At 44.1% G+C, this 20564-nt stretch carries 18 protein-coding genes; 14 read left to right on the forward strand and 4 right to left on the reverse strand.

What is annotated here, in order from left to right; translation table 11 throughout:
• Positions 1-4 precede the first annotated feature (4 nt).
• The 5 genes from gyrA to GM612_RS02085 all read left to right on the forward strand — a co-directional run bounded on the left by gyrA (position 5) and on the right by GM612_RS02085 (position 4857).
• Positions 5-2665, forward strand: coding sequence for a DNA gyrase subunit A (gene gyrA / locus GM612_RS02065; protein ID WP_155430729.1), 2661 nt, complete (start codon positions 5-7; stop codon positions 2663-2665).
• A gap of 295 nt (positions 2666-2960) precedes the next feature.
• Positions 2961-3248 (forward strand): 30S ribosomal protein S6, encoded by a 288-nt coding sequence (gene rpsF / locus GM612_RS02070; protein WP_155430730.1) that lies wholly within the window; start codon positions 2961-2963, stop codon positions 3246-3248.
• 34 nt (positions 3249-3282) lie between these two features.
• Entirely contained in the window at positions 3283-3807 is a 525-nt protein-coding gene (gene ssb / locus GM612_RS02075) for a single-stranded DNA-binding protein (RefSeq protein WP_155430731.1), read from the forward strand.
• 24 nt (positions 3808-3831) lie between these two features.
• The gene (gene rpsR / locus GM612_RS02080; RefSeq protein ID WP_054702251.1) at positions 3832-4068 is read left to right on the forward strand and encodes a 30S ribosomal protein S18; all 237 of its coding nucleotides are present in this window, start codon (positions 3832-3834) and stop codon (positions 4066-4068) included.
• 297 nt (positions 4069-4365) lie between these two features.
• Positions 4366-4857 (forward strand): DUF2975 domain-containing protein, encoded by a 492-nt coding sequence (locus GM612_RS02085; RefSeq protein ID WP_173021195.1) that lies wholly within the window; start codon positions 4366-4368, stop codon positions 4855-4857.
• Positions 4858-5006: 149 nt separating this feature from the next.
• On the opposite strand, the gene GM612_RS02090 is transcribed toward GM612_RS02085, so the two are convergent.
• Complete coding sequence (locus tag GM612_RS02090; RefSeq protein ID WP_155430733.1) at positions 5007-6419, reverse strand: DHA2 family efflux MFS transporter permease subunit; 1413 nt, start codon at positions 6417-6419, stop codon at positions 5007-5009.
• 211 nt (positions 6420-6630) lie between these two features.
• On the opposite strand from GM612_RS02090, the gene GM612_RS02095 reads away from it, so the two are divergent.
• The 4 genes from GM612_RS02095 to GM612_RS02110 all read left to right on the forward strand — a co-directional run bounded on the left by GM612_RS02095 (position 6631) and on the right by GM612_RS02110 (position 12667).
• Positions 6631-8655, forward strand: coding sequence for a DHH family phosphoesterase (locus tag GM612_RS02095; protein ID WP_155430734.1), 2025 nt, complete (start codon positions 6631-6633; stop codon positions 8653-8655).
• A gap of 148 nt (positions 8656-8803) precedes the next feature.
• The gene (gene rplI / locus GM612_RS02100; RefSeq protein WP_343031757.1) at positions 8804-9256 is read left to right on the forward strand and encodes a 50S ribosomal protein L9; all 453 of its coding nucleotides are present in this window, start codon (positions 8804-8806) and stop codon (positions 9254-9256) included.
• An 84-nt stretch (positions 9257-9340) separates the two neighbouring features.
• Positions 9341-10732 carry a replicative DNA helicase gene (gene dnaB / locus GM612_RS02105; RefSeq protein WP_155430736.1) on the forward strand — a complete coding sequence of 464 codons (1392 nt, stop codon included), beginning with the start codon at positions 9341-9343 and terminating at the stop codon, positions 10730-10732.
• Between the two features lie 753 nt (positions 10733-11485).
• Positions 11486-12667, forward strand: a complete 1182-nt coding sequence (locus tag GM612_RS02110; protein WP_155430737.1) for an MDR family MFS transporter — start codon at positions 11486-11488, stop codon at positions 12665-12667.
• 281 nt (positions 12668-12948) lie between these two features.
• Here the strand turns inward: GM612_RS02110 and GM612_RS02115 are convergent, their stop codons facing one another.
• Together GM612_RS02115 and GM612_RS02120 are read right to left on the reverse strand one after the other, a co-directional pair.
• Complete coding sequence (locus GM612_RS02115; protein WP_155430738.1) at positions 12949-14130, reverse strand: MFS transporter; 1182 nt, start codon at positions 14128-14130, stop codon at positions 12949-12951.
• 200 nt (positions 14131-14330) lie between these two features.
• Complete coding sequence (locus GM612_RS02120; protein ID WP_155430739.1) at positions 14331-14789, reverse strand: GNAT family N-acetyltransferase; 459 nt, start codon at positions 14787-14789, stop codon at positions 14331-14333.
• A gap of 144 nt (positions 14790-14933) precedes the next feature.
• Between GM612_RS02120 and GM612_RS02125 the strand changes: the two genes are divergently transcribed.
• On the forward strand, positions 14934-15335 hold the full coding sequence (locus GM612_RS02125) for a MarR family winged helix-turn-helix transcriptional regulator (RefSeq protein WP_155430740.1): 402 nt from the start codon (positions 14934-14936) through the stop codon (positions 15333-15335).
• Here the strand turns inward: GM612_RS02125 and GM612_RS02130 are convergent.
• On the reverse strand, positions 15332-15766 hold the full coding sequence (locus GM612_RS02130; protein WP_155430741.1) for a GNAT family N-acetyltransferase: 435 nt from the start codon (positions 15764-15766) through the stop codon (positions 15332-15334). The two genes, GM612_RS02125 and GM612_RS02130, sit on opposite strands and share 4 nt — an antisense overlap.
• Positions 15767-16293: 527 nt before the next feature.
• On the opposite strand from GM612_RS02130, the gene GM612_RS02135 reads away from it, so the two are divergent.
• The 4 genes from GM612_RS02135 (at position 16294) to GM612_RS02150 (ending at position 20553) form a co-directional block, all read left to right on the forward strand.
• Entirely contained in the window at positions 16294-17298 is a 1005-nt protein-coding gene (locus GM612_RS02135; protein ID WP_155430742.1) for a ketopantoate reductase family protein, read from the forward strand.
• Positions 17298-18497: an aminotransferase-like domain-containing protein gene (locus tag GM612_RS02140; RefSeq protein ID WP_155430743.1), complete on the forward strand. Its 1200-nt coding sequence runs from the start codon at positions 17298-17300 to the stop codon at positions 18495-18497. The genes GM612_RS02135 and GM612_RS02140 overlap by 1 nt, the downstream gene beginning before the upstream one ends.
• Positions 18498-19031: 534 nt before the next feature.
• A complete protein-coding gene (locus tag GM612_RS02145) occupies positions 19032-19952 on the forward strand; it encodes an NADP-dependent oxidoreductase (RefSeq protein ID WP_155430744.1) in 921 nt (306 codons plus the stop codon).
• A 97-nt stretch (positions 19953-20049) separates the two neighbouring features.
• Complete coding sequence (locus GM612_RS02150) at positions 20050-20553, forward strand: GNAT family N-acetyltransferase (protein WP_155430918.1); 504 nt, start codon at positions 20050-20052, stop codon at positions 20551-20553.
• The last annotated feature ends 11 nt before the right edge of the window (positions 20554-20564 follow it).

Consider the following 20564-nt stretch of genomic DNA (forward strand, 5'->3'; position numbering starts at 1 on the left):
CATTATGGGAGGTATTAATTTGGCGAATGAAGAACTGCCAAGCCGCATCACTGATGTCGACCTAGCTAAAACCATGCGAACTTCATTTCTGGACTATGCCATGAGTGTTATTGTTGCTCGGGCGCTACCAGATGTTCGTGATGGATTGAAACCCGTTCACCGACGGATTCTTTACGGGATGAGCGAACTGGGTGTCACACCGGAAAAACCATACAAAAAGTCCGCCAGAATCGTCGGTGACGTCATGGGTAAGTTTCACCCCCATGGTGACTCGGCAATCTACGAAGCCATGGTTCGAATGGCTCAAGATTTCAGCTATCGTTACATGTTAGTTGATGGTCATGGTAACTTTGGTTCAGTCGATGGTGATGGCGCAGCTGCTATGCGTTATACCGAAGCTCGTTTGAGTAAGGTTGCCATGGAAATGCTGCGTGATATTAACAAGGATACAATTGATTATCAGCCAAACTATGATGGTACTGAAAAGGAACCGGTTGTTTTACCGGCTCGTTTTCCCAATCTGCTGGTCAACGGCGCTTCTGGAATTGCCGTTGGGATGGCGACAAATATTCCGCCGCATAATCTGGCCGAAGTAATTAGCGCAATTCATATTTTGATGAAAAATCCCGACGCGACAACTGCTGACCTGATGGAAGCTTTGCCGGGACCAGACTTTCCAACTGGAGGTGTGGTCATGGGCAAGTCCGGGATTCGGAAAGCCTACGAAACTGGTAAGGGTACGATCACTCTGCGCGCAAAGGTCGAGATCGAAGAGGATAAAAGCGGTAAACAGCGGATTATTGCCACCGAAATTCCTTACATGGTCAATAAGGCTCGTTTGATTGAACGAATTGCTGAATTGGCACGTGACAAACGAATTGAAGGCATTACGGATGTTAACGATGAGTCTGACCGGGAAGGGATGCGGATCGTTGTTGATGTCCGTCGCGATGCCAGTGCTGAAGTGATTTTAAATAATCTTTACAAGATGACGCTCATGCAAACGTCATTTGGCTTTAATATGCTGGCAATCGTCAATGGCTCACCGAAAGTACTGAGTCTAAAGGAAATTTTGCAGTATTATCTGGCTCACCAATTGGAAGTCATTCGTCGCCGGACTGAATTTGACCTGAAAAAAGCAAAAGCCCGAGCCCATATTCTTGAAGGATTGCAGATTGCGCTGGATCATATTGATGAGATCATCTCGATCATTCGTAATTCACAGACTGCTGAAGTTGCTAAGAATGAACTGATCAACCGGTATCCACTTTCTGAAAAGCAAGCTCAAGCAATTTTGGACATGCGTCTGGTTCGGCTGACTGGGCTGGAACGTGACAAGGTTGAAAATGAGTATGCAGACCTGCAGAAGTCGATTACTGAATATCAGGGTATTTTGGCAAGCAAGGATAAGCAAAACCAAATCATTTATGAAGAGCTGCTAGAGATTCAAAATAAGTTTGGCGACCCTCGTCGAACTGAACTCATGGTTGGCGAAGTTCTGAGCCTTGAAGACGAAGACTTGATCGAAGAAGAAAACGTGATGATCTCGCTGACTCATAACGGCTACATTAAGCGGTTGCCAACGGCTGAATTTAAAGCCCAGAACCGTGGCGGCCGGGGCGTTCAAGGCATGGGTATTCATGATGATGACTTCATCGAACACCTAGTTTCTACTTCAACGCACGATGTTTTGCTATTCTTCACTAACGCTGGTAAGGTCTACCGGATGAAGGGCTATGAGATTCCTGAGTATGGTCGTTCTGCTAAGGGTATTCCGGTGATCAACTTGCTTAACATTGAAGATGGCGAACGGATTCAAGCCGTTATTAACGTGTCTGATGCTGCGGGGGATCAGAACAAATTCCTGTTCTTCACCACGCTGCATGGGACCGTTAAGCGAACGTCTGTTAGTGACTTTTCAAACATTCGCAGTAACGGTTTAAAAGCACTGAGTTTGAAAGATGATGATGAACTGATCAACGTTTCTATCGTTGATAAAGACCAAGCTATGATCATTGGGACCCACTCCGGGTATGCAGTTAGCTTTAAGGCCAGTGACGTTCGGTCAATGGGTCGTTCGGCTACTGGGGTTCGCGGTGTTCGGCTTCGGGATAACGATTACGTTGTCGGTTCTGCTATCCTGGAACCAAACGATAACGTCTTTGTCATCTCTGAACGTGGTTACGGTAAGCAGACACCTGCTAGTGAGTACGCAATAAAAGGCCGTGGTGGTAAAGGAATCAAGACCATCAACGTGACTGAAAAGAACGGTCCTTTAGCTGGCTTGACAACCGTCAACGGCGAGGAAGATATCATGCTGATTACCGACAAAGGCGTGATGATTCGCTTTGGCGTCGAGAACGTTTCACAAACTGGTCGAGCAACACTCGGTGTCCATTTGATTCGTTTGGATGATGACTCAAAAGTCGCCACAATGGCCGTTGTTGAAAAGGAAGCATCAGATGATGATGATGATGCGGCTCAAAACGACGCAGATAGCAGTTTAAAGAGCTCTGATGATGACCAGAGTGATCATGCTGATGGTCATGATGGTGATACATCATTGAATCGTTTGATCGATCGGGCTACTGATGATGATTCTAACGACGATGAATCGACTGATGATTCCTCGGATCCTAATTCAAACGATGATTCAGATGACTAATAATCAAGACTAATTTTTTAAAAGGACGGCAAATTTTGTCGTCCTTTTTTGCGTAGTTAGGAGTATAACCACATCTCTTGTCAGGTTTAGTTGTCTATTTGTTACTATGGGTCCCAGCAGCCAAGTGTGAGGTGAAATAACTGGTTTGCTGTGAGGAAAGACTGTAAAATACCATTGCACTTTAGTCTGAACTTTGGTAGAATAATAATCTGTGAGTAATCCATTCGGAAGACTCTCCTTGCTCTCTTAAAACTCAAAGAAGAGGGCCTGAAGTCCATAAGGAGGTGCAAATTTCATGAAGTATGAAATTACCTACATCATTCGTCCAGATCTTGACGACGCAGCTAAGAACGAGTTAGTTGAACGTTTTGACAAGATTTTGACCGACAATGGTGCAGATCTAATTGATTCAAAAGATTGGAAGAAGCTTCGTTTTGCATACGAAATTGGCGGTTACAGTGAAGGCGTTTATCACGTCGTTAACTTGAACGCTGACAACGATGCACCATTAAACGAATTCGATCGTCTTTCAAAGATCAATGACGATATTCTTCGTCACATGATTGTAAAACGTGAAGACTAATTTTGACATTTAACTACTGAGAGGAGCGGGTCGTATGATCAACCGGGCAGTACTTACCGGACGCTTGACAAGAGATGTTGATTTGCGGTATACCCCAAGCGGGGCGGCAGTTGGAAACTTTACGTTAGCTGTTGATCGGCAATTTACCAATCAAAACAACGAACGTGAAGCTGATTTTATCAACTGTGTTATTTGGCGGAAATCGGCTGAAAACTTTGCTAACTTCACTCACAAGGGATCGTTAGTAGGGTTGGATGGTCGAATCCAAACCAGAAACTACGAAAATCAGCAGGGTCAACGGGTCTACGTTACTGAAGTTGTTGTTGAAAACTTTGCATTATTAGAACCGCGTTCAGCAAATAATAATGCTGGTGCTAACAACACTAACGGTAATCAGAATGCACCCACTAGCAATGCTCCTCAAAACACAAATCCGTTTGGTGATCCAAACACCAACGGGGCGGCTAACAATAATCAAAATAACGGACAGAATCAAGCGGATCCATTTGCTAATAATGGTGATTCGATTGACATCTCCGATGATGATTTGCCGTTCTAAACGGACTGAATTGGAGGGAATACCATGGCTCAACAAAGAAGAGGTGGCCGTCGTCGTCGTAAAGTCGACTTCATCGCCGCAAACCACATCGAATATATTGATTATAAAGATACTGACTTACTGAAGCGTTTCGTTTCAGAACGGGGTAAGATTTTACCTCGTCGGGTGACTGGTACTAGTGCCAAGAACCAACGTAAGTTAACGATCGCAATTAAGCGTTCACGGATCATGGGCTTAATGCCATTCGTCGTTGAAGACTAATTGCATCAGAAAAAAACGCCTACCAACCAAACTTGGTAGGTGTTTTTTGTTGGTCTTGACTACCGTTTGGCAAAACGATTCTTGGCCTAAAGTTTAAGCAATCAATTTTAAACGGGGTTGAAAAGGTGCCATTGTCCTATGTTACAATCAAGACGATTCAAGGCATTTAGAGTGGGGTTCATGTTGCCTTGATAAGTTGACCTGATGCAGATAAAACTCGACAATAGAAAATTCTAGAACGTGATGACGATGATGGTGTGAGTAATCATGGGGCAATGCGTTACGGAAGGACAAATGATGAAAAGTCGATTGATGAAACTTGTTAGTTTAATAGCTTGTGGCAGTGTGGTAGGCTTTGGTAGCTTGGTGACATGGTTACTATGGCAAATGGCGGCTGACACGGGTAATAACCGTTTGGCTGCGCAGATCGCTTTGATCCTTGGATTAGTCATAGTCATCGGTGGCTTCATTTTCTGTACGATTCAAGCCTGGCGTTTATTTTCCATTATCAACTTGGAGGCCACTTTTCGCTACCAAACTTTATCGGTGCTGAACTGGTTAAAACGCGGAATGCTGGTCGTGACGATTGGTCTACTGATCGATTGGTGGCCAGTGTACGTCGTGGCTAACCATAATAGTTCGCCGATTATGATTTTAATTATTGTGATCATTACCGTCCTTTTCGGTTCCGTAGCCATTCTAGCAGCCATGTTTCAGGATATTTTGATCACGTCACATATTTTGAGTCACGATTCAAGCCCCAAGAAGCCGGTCAAAAAAGATCAATAAATAACTCTTTTGGCGGCTCGAAAGCGGTGATTAGAAAGCTTAGTAGATAAATCCAGTAATCTTAGAAGTCAAAAGGTGGCAGATTTCCGCGTTCAGAAAATCTGCCACCTTTTTTGTATTTGTAATGAAAAACAACTTAATAATTTAACTTAGGCTTTCTTGAATGATCGAGTCGTTAGGGCAATGATCAAAGCGATGATAGCCAAAGCTGCTGGCAAGTAAATTGCAACGTGTACGCCGGCTGTAAAGGTCGTTTGGGCATTGCCACTGCTAAGTGCTTGACCGATGCCTAACAGGCTGGTTGCCAGGGCTGTTGAAATCGCGCCAACGATTTGTTGCAAGGTGTTCATGATCGTACTACCATCACCAGATGTCCGACCAGTTAAAGAACTCAAAGCATGTGTCTGAGCGGGGGACATTGCCAGTGGGCAACCAATCATCAAAACAACGTGAGCGGCAATGATGAAACCGACACCAGTCTTTGTGTTGGTGGTCAGTAACATGATAGTACCAATTAAGGCAATGATGAACCCAGCACGGGTCAACCACTTTGCACCAATACTGTCAAAGAGACGGCCAGAAACGGCTGAAACTAAGGCGTTAACGATGCCACCTGGTAACATGATGATCCCAGTCATTGCAACCGGCAAGAGCAACCCCTTTTGCATGTACATTGGTAAGATATACATTGCTGACAAAATGATGCCAAAATCAAGCATCATCATTAGGGCACCAGCACGAAAGGCTGCGTTTTTAAAGATCTTCAGGTTCAAAATTGGTTCCTTGATGTGAACTTGACGGTAACTGTAAAAGGCAATGATGATGATACCAATAACTAATAAGCTAAGCACGACGGGAGAACCCCAACCATGCGAACTTGCAAAGCTGACCCCGGTAACAATGCTTGAAAAACCAATTACACTAGCCAAAATTGACAATACATCCACTTTAGGGTGTGAGACATCGCCAACGTTTTCTAGTGATGAGAAGGCAAAAATCAATGCGATAACGAGGAATGGGACAAACGCCCAGAAGATCCAGTGCCAAGATAACTTGGCAAGAATCAAACCAGTTAATGTCGGGCCGATAGCTGGCGCGAACATGATGACTAATGCGCAGACTCCCATTGCAGTTCCTAATTTAGCCGGCGGAAAGACTTGCATCGCCACTGTGAACATCAGTGGTAAGATCAAGCCAGTTCCAACACCTTGGATCATTCGGCCAATTAACAAAACCGCAAAATTTGGTGCTAATGCGGCAATCACTGCGCCGACCAGAAAATCAAATAAACCAAAAATGACAACTTGACGAGTCGTCCACCACTTAGTAATCAAACTATTCAATGGTAGAATAATACCAATAATCAACATATATCCGGTAACTAACCACTGAACAGTGGCGGTCGTAATCCCTAAACTAACCATTAGTTTAGGTAATGCAATATTAAGCGATGTTTCAGAAAACATCCCCACAAAAGCACCAATTAACATGCTGACCATCGCAAGTTTAGGGTGTTTAACTAATACCCGTGGCTTGCTGGCACTTATTGTTGCTTGTTCCATAATTATATCAAACCTACTTTCTCTGTCTGTTTACACAATTGGTTACAATACCAGAAAAAAATTCATTTCGTAAGTCATTTTTTCAGAAAATTCTACTTTTATCAAAAGCAAGCGCTTACTATTTTCATTCCTAGTGCCAGACCGACACCTTGTGCTCATTTGTGATAAAATATAACTACTATTATTGTCGACAAAATAGGGGAGTCTGAAGATGAAGAGATTTTTTTCAAGGGATAATTTACCCGAATTTTTAAGTAATAGACGTCTTCGTGGCATTGCGCTGTTTATGATTGCGTTGTCCGTTGCTGGTATCGTCTTGGCCTTTTTGTTTTCGTGGATTCTTGGTGTTTTGGCACTTGCGGCAGTTGTGACTAGCTTGGTATTTGCATTTAATACCATGAACGAAATTAGTTCTGACATGAACCGATACATAGCTGACCTATCTTTTCGAATTAATCGTGGAGAACAGGAAGCACTAATCGATATGCCGGTTGGTGTCTTGATTTTTGGAGCTAACGATGTCATTGAATGGGTCAATCCATATTTGCAGCAGTACTTTGGCGATCAAACCGTTTTAAGTCAGCGCTTGGACGACGTGGACGCCGAACTTGAACAGTTGATCAATGCGCATGCTGATGATGAAAAACCGACGACGGTCACTTGGAAGGACCGTCAATTTTCATTTTTAGTTCAAAAGGACTTTCGGTCGGTCTACTTGATGGAAGTCACTCATTTCACTCAGATCGAGCAGCGCTACGAGAATGAACGTATCGCTATCGGTCAAGTTTTTCTTGATAACTACGATGAAATCACGCAGTCAATGACTGATCAAGATATTTCAAATTTAAGAAATTACGTGACCAATGAGCTTTCTGTTTGGGCACAGCACTTTGGGATGTACTTGAAGCACCTAGATGATGATCACTTCTTGGTGTTCATGTACGCTAAGGCGATGAAAGCTGTGGAGGAAGATAAGTTTAGTATCTTAGACACCATTCGTGAGAGTACGTCAAAGCAAAATTTCCCGTTAACGCTAAGTATTGGAATCGCTTACGGTGGTCCCGACTTAACTCGGTTGGCTGATCAGGCCCAGAGTAACTTGGACTTGGCACTTGGCCGTGGCGGTGATCAAGTCGTTGTTCGGGCTCAAGATGAAGAGGCGCGGTTCTATGGCGGCAAGACGAACCCAATGGAAAAACGGACGCGTGTGCGTGCACGGATGATCTCACAGGCGCTTCAAGAATTAATGAACCAGTCGGATGCCATTTTCGTGCAGGGCCACCAGCAGCCCGATATGGACTCTATCGGTGCTTGTTTGGGGATTCGACGGATTGCCCAGATGAATCAAAAGAAGTGCTACATCGTTTTGGATCAAGACAATCTTCACAGTGATGTTCAACGGTTGCTTGATTCGCTGCGTGACTATCCCGAAATTTATGAAGCCATCATCACCCCTGAAGAGGCCATGAATAAGGTTACTGATCAAAGTCTGCTGGTCATGGTTGACCACTCGAAGCCGTCACTTTCAATGTCACCAGATCTTTATGAGCGGTTGGAAAATCGGGTGATGATTATTGACCATCATCGTCGTGGGGAAGAATTTCCAGAAAACCCAATGCTGGTTTACATTGAACCTTACGCCAGTTCCACCTGTGAGCTGATTACCGAAATGTTTGAGTATCAGTCACAGGAAAGTGAACCAATTAATAAAATCGAAGCCACTGCCATGTTGACGGGGATCTTCATTGATACCAAGTCGTTCTCACTCCGAACAGGATCGCGGACGTTTGATGCTGCCAGTTACCTTCGCTCTGCTGGTGCTGATTCAGTTCAAATGCAGCAGTTTATGAAGGAAAACGTTGATAGTTACTTGCAACGGAATCACTTGATCGAACTGGTCACCTTTGTTAATCAAGATATGGCAGTGATTGCTGGCGAAGAAGATGAAACCTATGATTCAGTCACAGCTGCTCAAGCAGCCGATGATCTGCTCAATATGTCTGGCGTTGATGCTTCGTTTGTGATTACGAAACGAGAAGATGGCCGCATTGGGGTCTCAGCCAGAAGTATGGGTGAGATCAACGTTCAAGTCATCATGGAAAAAATGGGTGGTGGCGGTCACCTATCTAGTGGTGCCACCCAGGTAGCTGATAGTACGGTCGCTGAGGTTAAAGATCAGCTGGTCAATATCTTGACGGGTAAGGATGAAAAGAAAGCACTCGCTACTGAGTCATAGTTCCTTTAGGGTGTATATTGAGAAATTCAAAACGTGATTTCCGCTTATTTAAACGGGTCGCGATTTATGGTAAAGTTATTAGTTAGAAGTTCCCTTTTTAGGGTCGATTATGTCATGACACGCACGGTGTCAGATGGGAGGACTTATTGTGAAAGTGATCTTTTTGCAAGATGTTCGCGGCAAAGGTAAGCGCGGCGAAGTTAAAAATGTACCAGACGGCTATGCCCAAAATTTTTTATTCAAGCAGGGGAAAGCAAAAGCTGCTACGGCCAGCGCAATAAGCCAGCTAAAGGGCCAGCAAAAAGCTGAAGAAAAACGTGAAGAAGAAGAACGCCAAGAAGCTGAAGCCGTTAAAAAGGTTTTGGAGGATCATAAGACAATCGTTCAGTTAACTGCTAAAGCTGGAACTGACGGGCGTTTGTTTGGCTCGATCCCAAGCAAACAAATTGCCCAGGCGCTTGATAAGCAGTATGGTATTAAATTAGATAAGCGCAAGATTGAGTTACGTGAGCCAATCAAAGTGATGGGCTTTATCAACGTACCCGTAAAATTACATCAAGACGTGACTGGGCGTATTCGTGTGCACATCACGGAAAAGTAATTTCAGTCACATGTGTTTCAGGGGTCGTCGGCAAATCGATTTTTCCCCGACCCCTTCGTTCATCATAACAAGGAGTAATGACTAATGAGTGAAGGGTTGAGAGATCAAACGCCACCTCAAAATATTGAGGCGGAAAAAGCGGTGCTTGGGGCCATCTTTCTAAACGGCGATGCCCTAGTCGACGCAATGGAACAGCTGACCGCTGATGATTTCTATCGTCGTGCGCACGGACTAATTTTCCAAACCATGGTTAATTTAAATGACCGTGACGAGGCAATCGATGTGGTTACGGTGTCAGATGAGCTGACCCGCCTTAATCAACTTGAAGATGTGGGCGGCATGCCATACATTGCAGAACTAGCAGCTTCTGTACCAACGGCGGCCAACGTTGGCTATTATGCAAAAATCGTTGCTCAAAAAGCACTGGTTCGGCGACTGATTCAAACGGCTACTAAAATTGTAACCGATAGCTATTCTGAAGACGTTCCAGTTGATGAATTATTGGATCAGGCTGAACAGTCGATCATGAACGTTAACGAATCACGGAATCAAGCGGGCTTTAAAGTTATTAAAGACGTCTTGAATTCTACGTTTGAGGAGATCGACAGACTTTCTCAACAGGGCGATACAGTGACTGGTTTATCGACTGGTTATCCGGATTTGGATAAGATGACCACTGGGCTGCACGATGATGAGTTGATGATTTTAGCGGCTCGGCCGGCGGTTGGGAAAACTGCATTTGCACTCAACATTGCGCAGAATGTGGGAACCAAAACGGACAAAGCTGTCGCTATTTTTAGCCTAGAAATGAGTGCTGAGTCGTTGGTTAACCGGATGTTATGTGCTGAGGGCAGTATCAACGCTAATCACCTTCGGACTGGTCAGCTTGAAGAAGGCGAATGGCAGAACTTGATTGTTGCCATGGGCAGTCTGTCTAAGGCAAAGATTTTTATCGATGATACAGCTGGCATCAAAATGTCTGAGATTCGGGCAAAATGCCGTCGACTGGCTAAGGAACAAGATGGTAATCTAGGCCTTGTGGTAGTTGATTATCTGCAACTAGTTGAAAGTACTGGTGCGGAAAACCGTCAACAAGAAGTTTCAGCTATTTCCCGGCAGTTAAAGAAGCTGGCAAAGGAGTTGCACGTGCCAGTGATTGCATTGTCGCAATTGTCTCGTGGTGTGGAACAGCGTCAAGATAAGCGACCTGTGCTGTCAGATATTCGTGAGTCCGGATCAATTGAACAAGATGCTGATATCGTTTCATTTCTATACCGTGATGATTATTATGAACGTGATGACGACGATGACGATGATAACAGTGGTGGCGGTGCAGACGACACTCAAGATGTGGGTGAAGTCGAAGTCATTATTGAAAAGAACCGTTCAGGTCCCCGGGGAACCGTTAAGTTACTATTCGTTAAGAGCTACAATAAGTTCTCTAGTATTGCGTACGGAGCAGAACAGGGCGGCTAACACGATTTATTGCTTAGCTGAGTGAGATGACGGCATTTGGATGTCACCAGTTCAAACAACCAATCCGATACCACAGAGGCTGGGATAGAACTACAATCGAACTTAACTTTCAATCATTTCAAGACTGTTATCTAGCGTAATCATAAGTTAAAACTTAAATCACACATATAGTGATCAAAAAAAGAAATTTCCCACGTGTAGGAAATTTCTTTTTTGTTGCTAGACACTGTAATCTAAACGAGTTTTATCAAATGCACTTTTAAATTTAAATAAAAAAGCGGCGAGCCCGCCGACCTTCGGAACGCACGAATGCGCCGATCTTTGGAGTCTCGCCATGGTTTGGCACCAGCTGATAGTATCGCATGGTTGCGGAATGGTGTCAAGCTTTGAAATCCGCTCATTTTAGTTATTTCGGCTGGCAACCACCATTTGAAGGATTGCCACCGAGGTGTTGAACTTAGTTTGATAATTCGCCACAAAAAAGCTCTGCCACATTAGGGGTTGTGGCAGAGTAGAGGGGGAGGATAACGTGTATTCAGGGTTGTCTTTCTAATGTTTGGGGGAGGAAAAAACATTGAAAATATCGTTATCTGTTTTAAGGGGTTAGCCAATTAACTTCTTAATTGACTATGTGTACATCATAAGCAACAATTGTGATGAAAATGTGAACTTTTTCATGCGACTTATTAAAAGAAACGTTAAGGAAAGTTAAAGCACCTCAAACACTTATGTCAAATTGAAAGGGATGAGGTCTTGAAAACAATTCAATTAAAATGGCTTCTCATTGGGGCTTTTATTGCCAGTGTTGGTAATAGTTTTATCTGGCCACTGACCAGTGTGTACCTACATAACGATTTACATCAGTCGCTAACGACAGTTGGCATTATTTTACTACTCTATTCCGGTGCTAACATCGTCGGTAGTTACGCCAGTGGCTGGCTCTTTGATCATCATAACCCCTATCACTTAATGTTGGTCGGCGTATTAGTAGCTGGAATAACCACTGCATTCCTGATTTTATATCATGGCTGGCCGGCTTATCCAATTGCGCTGATATTTTTGGGTCTGGGGACTGGTTGGCTGATGACATTGACCAACGCCTTAGGCACCACCATCAAGGGGCGTGATGGGCGTTATATCTTCAATATGCTGTATTTCTGTCAAAATTTGGGCATTGTGGTCGGTACTTCCGTGGTTGGATTTGTCTACAGCGTTAGTCTAACGTTGCCCTTTGCTATCGTCACTGCCTTTTACGTTATTTTGTTGTTGGTAGTGTTTATCAAATACCGACCAGCCGCAAATATTAGGCATAGTCCGCAGCGGGAGAAAACGGCTAGTTCAATTAAATTGTCACCTGTCAATGCTCGCGTTATCATCACCGTTTTCTTCGCTCTAGCAGTTGTCTGGATAATGTATCAGCAATGGGTTTCTAACCTGTCCGTTTATATGACGGGAATGGGCATTCCGATGCGTGATTATAGTTTACTTTGGACGTTAAACGCTGGCTTGATCGTCGTTTTTCAAATCCTGATCAACTGGTTGTCTCAACGTGTTCGTGGTGAATTTTGGCAAATTTACTTTGGTTTGTTTTTCGTTACACTATCGTTTTTCGTCTTAATTTGGGCGCATCAATATCGCATCTTTGTGATTGCTATGACTGTTTTAACGATTGGAGAAGCAACAGCTTTTCCTGCGATCCCGGCACTGGTAAACGATTTAACACCAATGACTCTTAAGGGTAAGTATCAAGGACTGACGAACGCTTGGGCATCTGCCGGTAAAGCGTTAGGTCCACTGATCGGTGGGCTAATAATTGAAGCCCTTTCGTATCGATTTCTCTTTATTCTGGCCGGAACCACCATTTTAATGATTTTGATGATGGTGATTTACGTCACGCAAGCCAACGCAAAGAAAATGACCCATTACCAAGGATGAAAATATTGGTCGGTATTCGACCAGATGTAGTTTAGTGTCGATGATTAAATGGCCGTAAAGTCAGAATTACGAGTAATAGCTGACGTTAAAAAATAAAGTACTCCAGCCGTTAAAACTAAATTAGAGTTGGGTAATCAAAGTATTGGGCTGATTCAGAGATGATTCGAACTCGGGAAATAGGACTAGTATCCTAATTTAACGGTGTTTCGGTCTACCCAAATGGATGATTTAAGTGAGAACTAACGGCTGCTTTAATGACCAAAAAGATTGACCCTTTGCGGTCAATCTTTTTTCGTATTACGCCAAGCCAGTTGGGCGCTGAATAGCGCCAGAATTGAAATGACGTAAATAATCAAAATGGTACTGACCCAGCCAAATTGGGCATAGGCTGGTTCGGGCACTAGACCGCCGAAGGTACCGCCGAGATAATATGACATTAGGTAGAGCCCCACGGCAGCTGACTTATTTTGGTGGACATGATCGCTCACAAAACCCAACGCGCAGGACTGGCCTGCGAAAACCGAGACGCAAGAACAAGTTAGTCCAAAAATCATCGCCCAGAGATTTGAAATTAACGCGACTGCTAAACCGATAATACCCAACACACAGGTAATCATAAAGGTTTTTGTCACGCCGATCTTTAGTATCAATCGCCCAATCAAGGGGGTTAGAATAGTTGGAACGAGAAACACGATGAACACGAACCCAACTGCCACTGTATTTAGATTAATTGGGGCTTCTTGAAGCCTCAATGAACCATACGTGAAAGTGGCGACCTGCTGAAATAGCAGACTGGCACCCACGAAACAAGTCAGCAATAAGCGCCAGTCATGCAAGTGGGCACCAATGCCAGTGAAGCTTGCCAAAGCAGAACGACTTGCAACGAAGCGGGTATCTTGAGGCAGCCAGCGTAGCGTCATTAGGTAAGCTAGGATTAGAATCAACACCATTGGTATGAAGATGCTGGCAATGGTATGAAAAGTATCAAAGAACAAGCCAGCAAAGAATCTGCCTGAAAAGCCGCCAAATGCCGTTCCCGCTACATAGACACTATTGAGCCGAACTGCATCTTCTGTGGCAAAGGTTTCGTTGATGTAAGCGACAGCTACCGCGAATACAAAGGGTGTGGCAATGCCTTGGATCAGCCGACCTAATAGCAATAAAACAAAGTTCGGGCTAAGCAGACACAGCACTGTCGCAACTGCCATTGCCAAAATGGCGCCAAGCATGATTTTTCGGCGGCCGTAGCGGTCGGAAATGGCACCGGCAAACGGGGCCGTGATGGCCACCCCCAGTGTAGTAGCGCTGATTGTCAAGGTTGCGGCGCTGATCGAGACACTGTAGCTGACCGCCATTTGCTTTAAAACCGGTTGCGTGGCGTATAAGTTTAATAGTGCACACATGCCTAAAAAGAAAATAGCTGAATTAGTTCGCCAGTTAGTTTTGGCGAGGGTGCTTTGCATACTGTCAACTTCTTTCTTTTGCTCAAATTAACTTTACTTTAGCACAGCCGAAGTAAATCGAGTAATTGAAATAAATTGCACGATATGTATAAATAAAAGAAAAATTATGTTTCACGTGGAACATTTTTAATGCAGTAATTAGGTAGTTAAAGTTTCACGTAAAACATTCTTTCACGTTTAACTGCGGTGACTTACGACAATTAGGAAATCATTTTTTGGTAGTGTTGACCAAGCGGCTCATGGGTCATCTTGATGTGTGGCGTAGAATTGTAAATAAATGGCTGCCCAATCGTTTTAAATCCGAAGCGCTTATAAAAATTGGCAACTGGAACTTGGGCTTCAATTTCAATGGGTAGTTGAGGAAAGTTCTCTGAAATAGTAGTCAAGACGTGATTCATCAGTTGGTTACCTAATCCCACACCACGGTGCTTTGAATCGGTGACGATGCGACCAAAGGTAATGTGATCATTGTCGAGGAAAACGCGGGCGTATGCAATCACATGCTTATCTTGATCAAAGACGTGCAGAGCCGCTAGATCGTGATCATCAACTTCTTGATAGATTCGCTTCTGAGCGACAACAAAAGTTGCCACGCGTAACCGGTAAATTTCAAACAGTTCCTGAGTTGATAGTTCTGAAAACGATTTAATTTGCCACATTTTACATTACCCCTTCTAATTAATAAAAGTATATCTATTCATTGCATATGCAATGAATACTCAAATCGTATCACTAAATCATTGTATTTACAATGACTTTCCTGTAGATTAAAGTCATAGAAGTTAAAATGAGAGGCGGATTCCATGTTTGAAATTATTCGTGATATCGGTGCCATTACGCGGCAAATCCAAAATGTCAGTAATGCAGAATTTCGAAAATTAGGGCTTGCTAATAACGCTTTTATTTACGTGATTCGAACCTATGAACAACCTGGCATGTTTCTTGGAGAATTAGCTGACTCGGTTCAAATTGATAGAACCACAGCGTTTAGAACGGTGCAGAAATTGGTCCAAAGTGGTTACTTGGAGCTCCAACATGACGCGCACGACAAACGCTTACGGCGGGTCTTCGTGACTCCAAAAGGCGCTGCTATTTATCCGGAACTCCACGCGTTTGAACAGCAGTGTTCTGACCGGCTAGTCTCGCAACTGACAGGAAAGCAACAAGCGGAACTAAAATTATTGTTGTCAAAATTAGTCTATTAATTAAACGCTGCGTGGGTCATTTTGATATGGGGCGTTGATTCAAAGATAAATGGCTTGCCAACGGTCTGAAAATCAAACTTCTTGTAGAAATCAGCTACTTGGGTCTGAGCTTCGATTTCAACTGGTAGGTGTGGGAAATGGGTTCTGATAACAGCTAGAACGTTATTCATCAACTGAGTTCCCATACCGATTCCGCGGTGAGCTGGGTCCGTAACAACACGGCCAAACGTTACGTGATCGCCGGTTTTAAAAACCCGTGCGTAGGCTGCTACTTGGTCGTCTTGATAGAAGACGTGCTGAGCAATTAGGTCCTGTTCGTCAACTTCTTGATAGATTCGCTGCTGAGCCACCACGAAGGTCGCTACTCGCAGACGGTAGATCTCAAATAGCTCTTTGGTAGATAATTCGGAAAAAGATTTTGTTTGCCACATGTGTTGACCTCCAGATAAATCAATAAAGTTATGTAATTTTGATGAGAAATACAGTTAGGTTGTTAAAAAGACTTTTTAAAATAATTTTTGAACATCAATAAATCCCATTATAGCAGCGCATAATTGGATTTCAAATGACTAAGATTAAAATTAATTTATTAAAAACGTTTGACATTTTCTCATGTTAAGAGCTACACTACTTACAACATTTCAAATACGACAACAAGATTTGACCCGGTGGATTAGGATCATAGCCTTATGAAGAGAGTACCAATTTGGTGAGATGGTATTAGGACTATGATTTGAAAGATTGAGTTTGACGGGTTCGCTTCTCGAGGCGAACTGGTGGCACCCATTATCGTGCAGCGTATCGCAAGCAGTTTTTGCCGTACGTGCTGAGGAACTACTGCAATGGTAGTTTGAAATAAGGTGGTACCGCGTTACTAAACGCCCTTTGGTCTTTGACCAAAGGGCGTTTTTCGTTGTCGAAATGATGAATTTACATAAAAACTAAAGGAGTGGTTGTAATGAAATATGGCATTATTGGCGCAGGAGCAATGGGTTATCGGTATGGTGTTATGCTTCAAGAGAATGCGGGTGTTGAAGTTGACTTCATCGACACTTGGGAACCTAACGTTAAAAAAGTCCGTGAACAAGGTGGCGTTTCAGTTGCCCGCGACCACGAGAATCGGCGAATTGTGCCGATCAATATTTACTATCCAGAAGAGTATAAGGGTCATCCAGATGTTTGGATCATCTTTAAGAAGCAGATGCAATTAGCCGAGGAACTCGAACGAGACAGTAAAGCTGGCATTTTCCATGACGATCAATATGTATTTTCAGCTATGAATGGCATGGGTCATTTCGAGAAGATCGAAAAGTACTTCCCTAAAGACCAGATCGTCTGTGGGACTGCAATGATCGCTACTCGCATGGACGGCCCAGCTAACGTCGACTTTATGGGTCCCGTTAATAGCGAAGTGATGCACATGGCACCTTATAACAATAAGCAGCCAGACGAAATCATGCAAAATATTTTTAATGATTTCACTGCCGCTAAGATGGGTCCAGTCATGGTGGACGAGTGGAAGGGCATGTGTATGTCAAAGGTCGTCTTCAACGCCGTTACTAACACGCTATGCACGATGTTTGAAATGCAGATGGGTCAGTTTATCGAGTACAAAGGTGTTAAGCAAATGTCCGAAACACTTTTCAACGAAGCTTTTGACGCCTGTGAACGCGCTGGTATTCACCTCATTGAAACCCGTCAAGAAGAGGTCGATTCCGTGATCCCAATTAGTGAATCATACAAGTACCACTACCCATCAATGTACCAAGACTTCTCTAAGGGTCGTCCAACTGAAGTTGATTACATCAACGGTTATATCGCCAAGATTGGCCGCGAACATGATTACGTTTGCCGGGTTCACGAATTTGTCGTCCAAGAAGTTCACATGGCAGAAATGATGCGCAAGTATCACAAACCACAGGAAAACGTGGCGGATCCAAAACAAGTTGAGGTGGAAGCATAATGATTAAATATCAATTTTCAAACAACGTTCCAGAAAGCGATGAAGATCCGGTTGGCAACATTTTAAAGGTGGCTGGTGATCCTAAGATCATTTCCTTTGCGGGTGGTTTACCCGCCCCAGAGTTATTCCCAGTTGAAGACCTCAAAAAAGCGACCAATGAAGTTTACGATGAAGCTGGTCGGTCAGCTTTACAGTACAGCATTGCGGCTGGTCTACCGGAGTTACGAAAGCAAATTGCCGAGCGGATGAAGCGCTCTGGAATTGCGTGCGATATTGATAACATTATGATCACCACCGGTTCACAGCAGTCGATTGACTTAACAGCGAAAATCTTCGTTAATCCCGGAGATACAGTCATCGTTGAGCAACCAACATACCTTTGCGCCCTCGATGTATTTCGCAGCTACGGCGCTCATATGGTTGGTGTGCCAATGGATGATGATGGGATGAAGATGGATGCCTTAGAGCAAGCGGTGAAGGATAATCCCAACACTAAGTTCATCTATACCATCCCCAGTTTCCAAAATCCAACTGGTCGAACGATGCCTGCAGAACGGCGTCAAAGAATGATTGAAATCGCTGAGAAATACAACGTGATGATTCTTGAAGACGATCCATACGGCGCCATTAGATTCGCTGGTCAAGACGTTGCTCCGGTCAAGACGTTTGATCAGGAAGGCCGCGTCATCTACATGAGCACCTTTTCAAAGATTTTAGCGCCGGGTCTTCGAATCGGCTGGATCGTCGCTGAGAAATCATTGGTTAAGAAGTTTACTTTAATGAAGCAAACTGTTGATGTCCACTCGGATAATTTAACGCAGCACATTATTGCTAAATACATGGCAGACTATAATATCGACGACCACATCGCAAAGATCCGAGAGGTTTACCGTAAGCGGGAGGGGATCATGATGGCTGCTATTCAGAAGTATTTCCCACAAGAAGCTCATTACAGCCATCCTGAAGGCGGTCTATTCATCTGGGCAGAAGTTCCTGGCGTTGATACCCAGACACTCTTTAACACTTGCATTGAACACGACGTTGCCTTTGTACCAGGTGAACCATTCTACGCCGATAAAGTTATTCCCGGAACGTTCCGTTTGAACTACTCTAATATGAAGGAAGATCAAATTGTTACCGGCATCAAACGGTTAGGAAATGCCATTAAAGAAGCGATTGGCAGCCAGGTCGAAGTCTAGTTTCTAGCTAATAGTCGTCCTCTCAAATCGTTAATCACACATAGTTAGAACGTTCTTTTCTTCGGGTTGACCGGAGACACATAATGGGCTGTTCATTAAAACAGTCATGTCTGACACACATAGAAGTTCCAATTTAACTCCAAGTATGAGTACACATATATTATTAGCACTCCTCAATTCTAAGTTAGTTACACATAGTAACATGGCACCACCCACATACACCTATTAATCTTCGGGGCGAGACACCACTTGGCGACGCTCCCAGATAGAATAAAACAAAGCGAGAATAGACGTTTTTCAAAGTTTGGAAAATGCTTCTATTCTCGCTTTGTTTAGCATAGATGGAGTCGATGTGCGGTGAAGATTCAGGTGCCTGATTCAGCCTGTTTTCAAATCCTTTCACAACTATACGACACGGCTCTAAGACACAGCCAAACACGTTTCGTAGCGGTTTGAAATGCTTGCATTTAACCGTTATTCAGTTTATATTATCGGCAAATTCATGAAGAGCGGTTTTGAAAGGATGCGAAACTGATGAAAGCAATTGTGATCGATCGTTATGGCAGTGCTCAAGAATTACATGAGGCAGAGTTACCGGTGCCCCAAATCGGTGCGGATGAAGTGCTGGTTCAAACCAAAGCAACCAGTGTGAACCCGATCGATTGGCGTACTCGAAGCGGTCAAGCAGGCCGTAGCTGGGATTTTCCGGTTGTGCTGGGCTGGGACGTCGCCGGTGTGATTACTCAAATTGGCGCACAAGTTAAACGCTTTAAGGTTGGGGACGCCGTGTTTGCGCGTCCGGACACTTCTTCGCGCGGGGCGTACGCAGAATACGTTGCAGTTAAGGAAGATAAACTGGCATTTAAACCGGATAATATTAGCTTTGATGAGGCCGCTGCAATTCCATTGGCGGGCACCACAGCTTACCAAGTGATCGTTGAACAACTCAAAGTCGGTGAAGGTGATAAGGTACTCGTTCAAGGCGGTGCCGGGGGTGTGGGCTTATTTGCAGTCCAAATTGCTAAGTCCCGGGGAGCTTACGTGGCAACCACTGCTAGTGCGGAGTCCCGTGACCTATTGCTGTCACTGGGGGTTGATGAAGTGATCGATTATCACCAATTTAAGGTCGCGGATGTGTTACAGAACTTTGACGCTGTATTTGACACCACCGGCGCTTTTGAAGACGGACTAGCCATTTTAAAACCCGACGGCTTGTTAGTCACGATTGTTGGCCGACCGACTCCCGCCCAACAGTCAGGTCACCCTGCAGCTCGGCACTGGTGGCTGCACCCTAGCGGTGAAGATCTAGCGGAGGTTGGAAAGCTAGTTGCCTCAGGTGCCGTCAAGGTTGTGATCGATAGTAAATTCCCGTTGACTACGGAAGGTCTTAGAGCTGCTCATGAACGTAGTGAATCCCGTCACGCACACGGTAAGATCGTTATTACGGTAAACTGAATCGGCTCAGTGTCAGTTATCTATGGTACGTGTTTTTAAGCGGCGCAGAGCGTATAATATAGGTAATCGTAAACGAAAGTGAGCCGTGAAAATGAGTATGAAAATTAGTTTTAAGTATGCCAAGAAGAAGGACCTGCCGACGATTACCGCAATTTACAATCAGGTGATTCCTAGCCGCATGGCGACGGCGGACCTTGATCCGGTTTCAGTTGAATCAAAACAGGACTGGTTTGCTGCTTTTGACCCGCAAAAGCGGCCAATTTGGGTGCTGAAAGATGACGGTAAAATTGCCGGGTGGGTCAGCCTAGAGTCGTTCTACGGCCGGCCAGCCTACCTGCACACTACGGAGATCAGTATCTACATTGATAAAAAGTATCGGCATAAGGGACTCGGCCAACAAGCGTTAGAGTTTGTGTTTGGCCAACTTAAAACGCTTGATATCGATACGCTGGTTGCGTTTATTTTTCACCATAATGTGCCCAGCTTAGGCCTGTTTAAGAAAAACGGGTTTGAAACTTGGGGTCACCTGCCAAACGTAGCCGAAATGGACGGTCAGCTACGGAGTTTGGATATTTTGGGACGACGGTTTAAAAACAATTGAAACGCAAGAGT

Source organism: Secundilactobacillus folii, from assembly GCF_009720675.1.
Classification (GTDB): domain Bacteria; phylum Bacillota; class Bacilli; order Lactobacillales; family Lactobacillaceae; genus Secundilactobacillus; species Secundilactobacillus folii.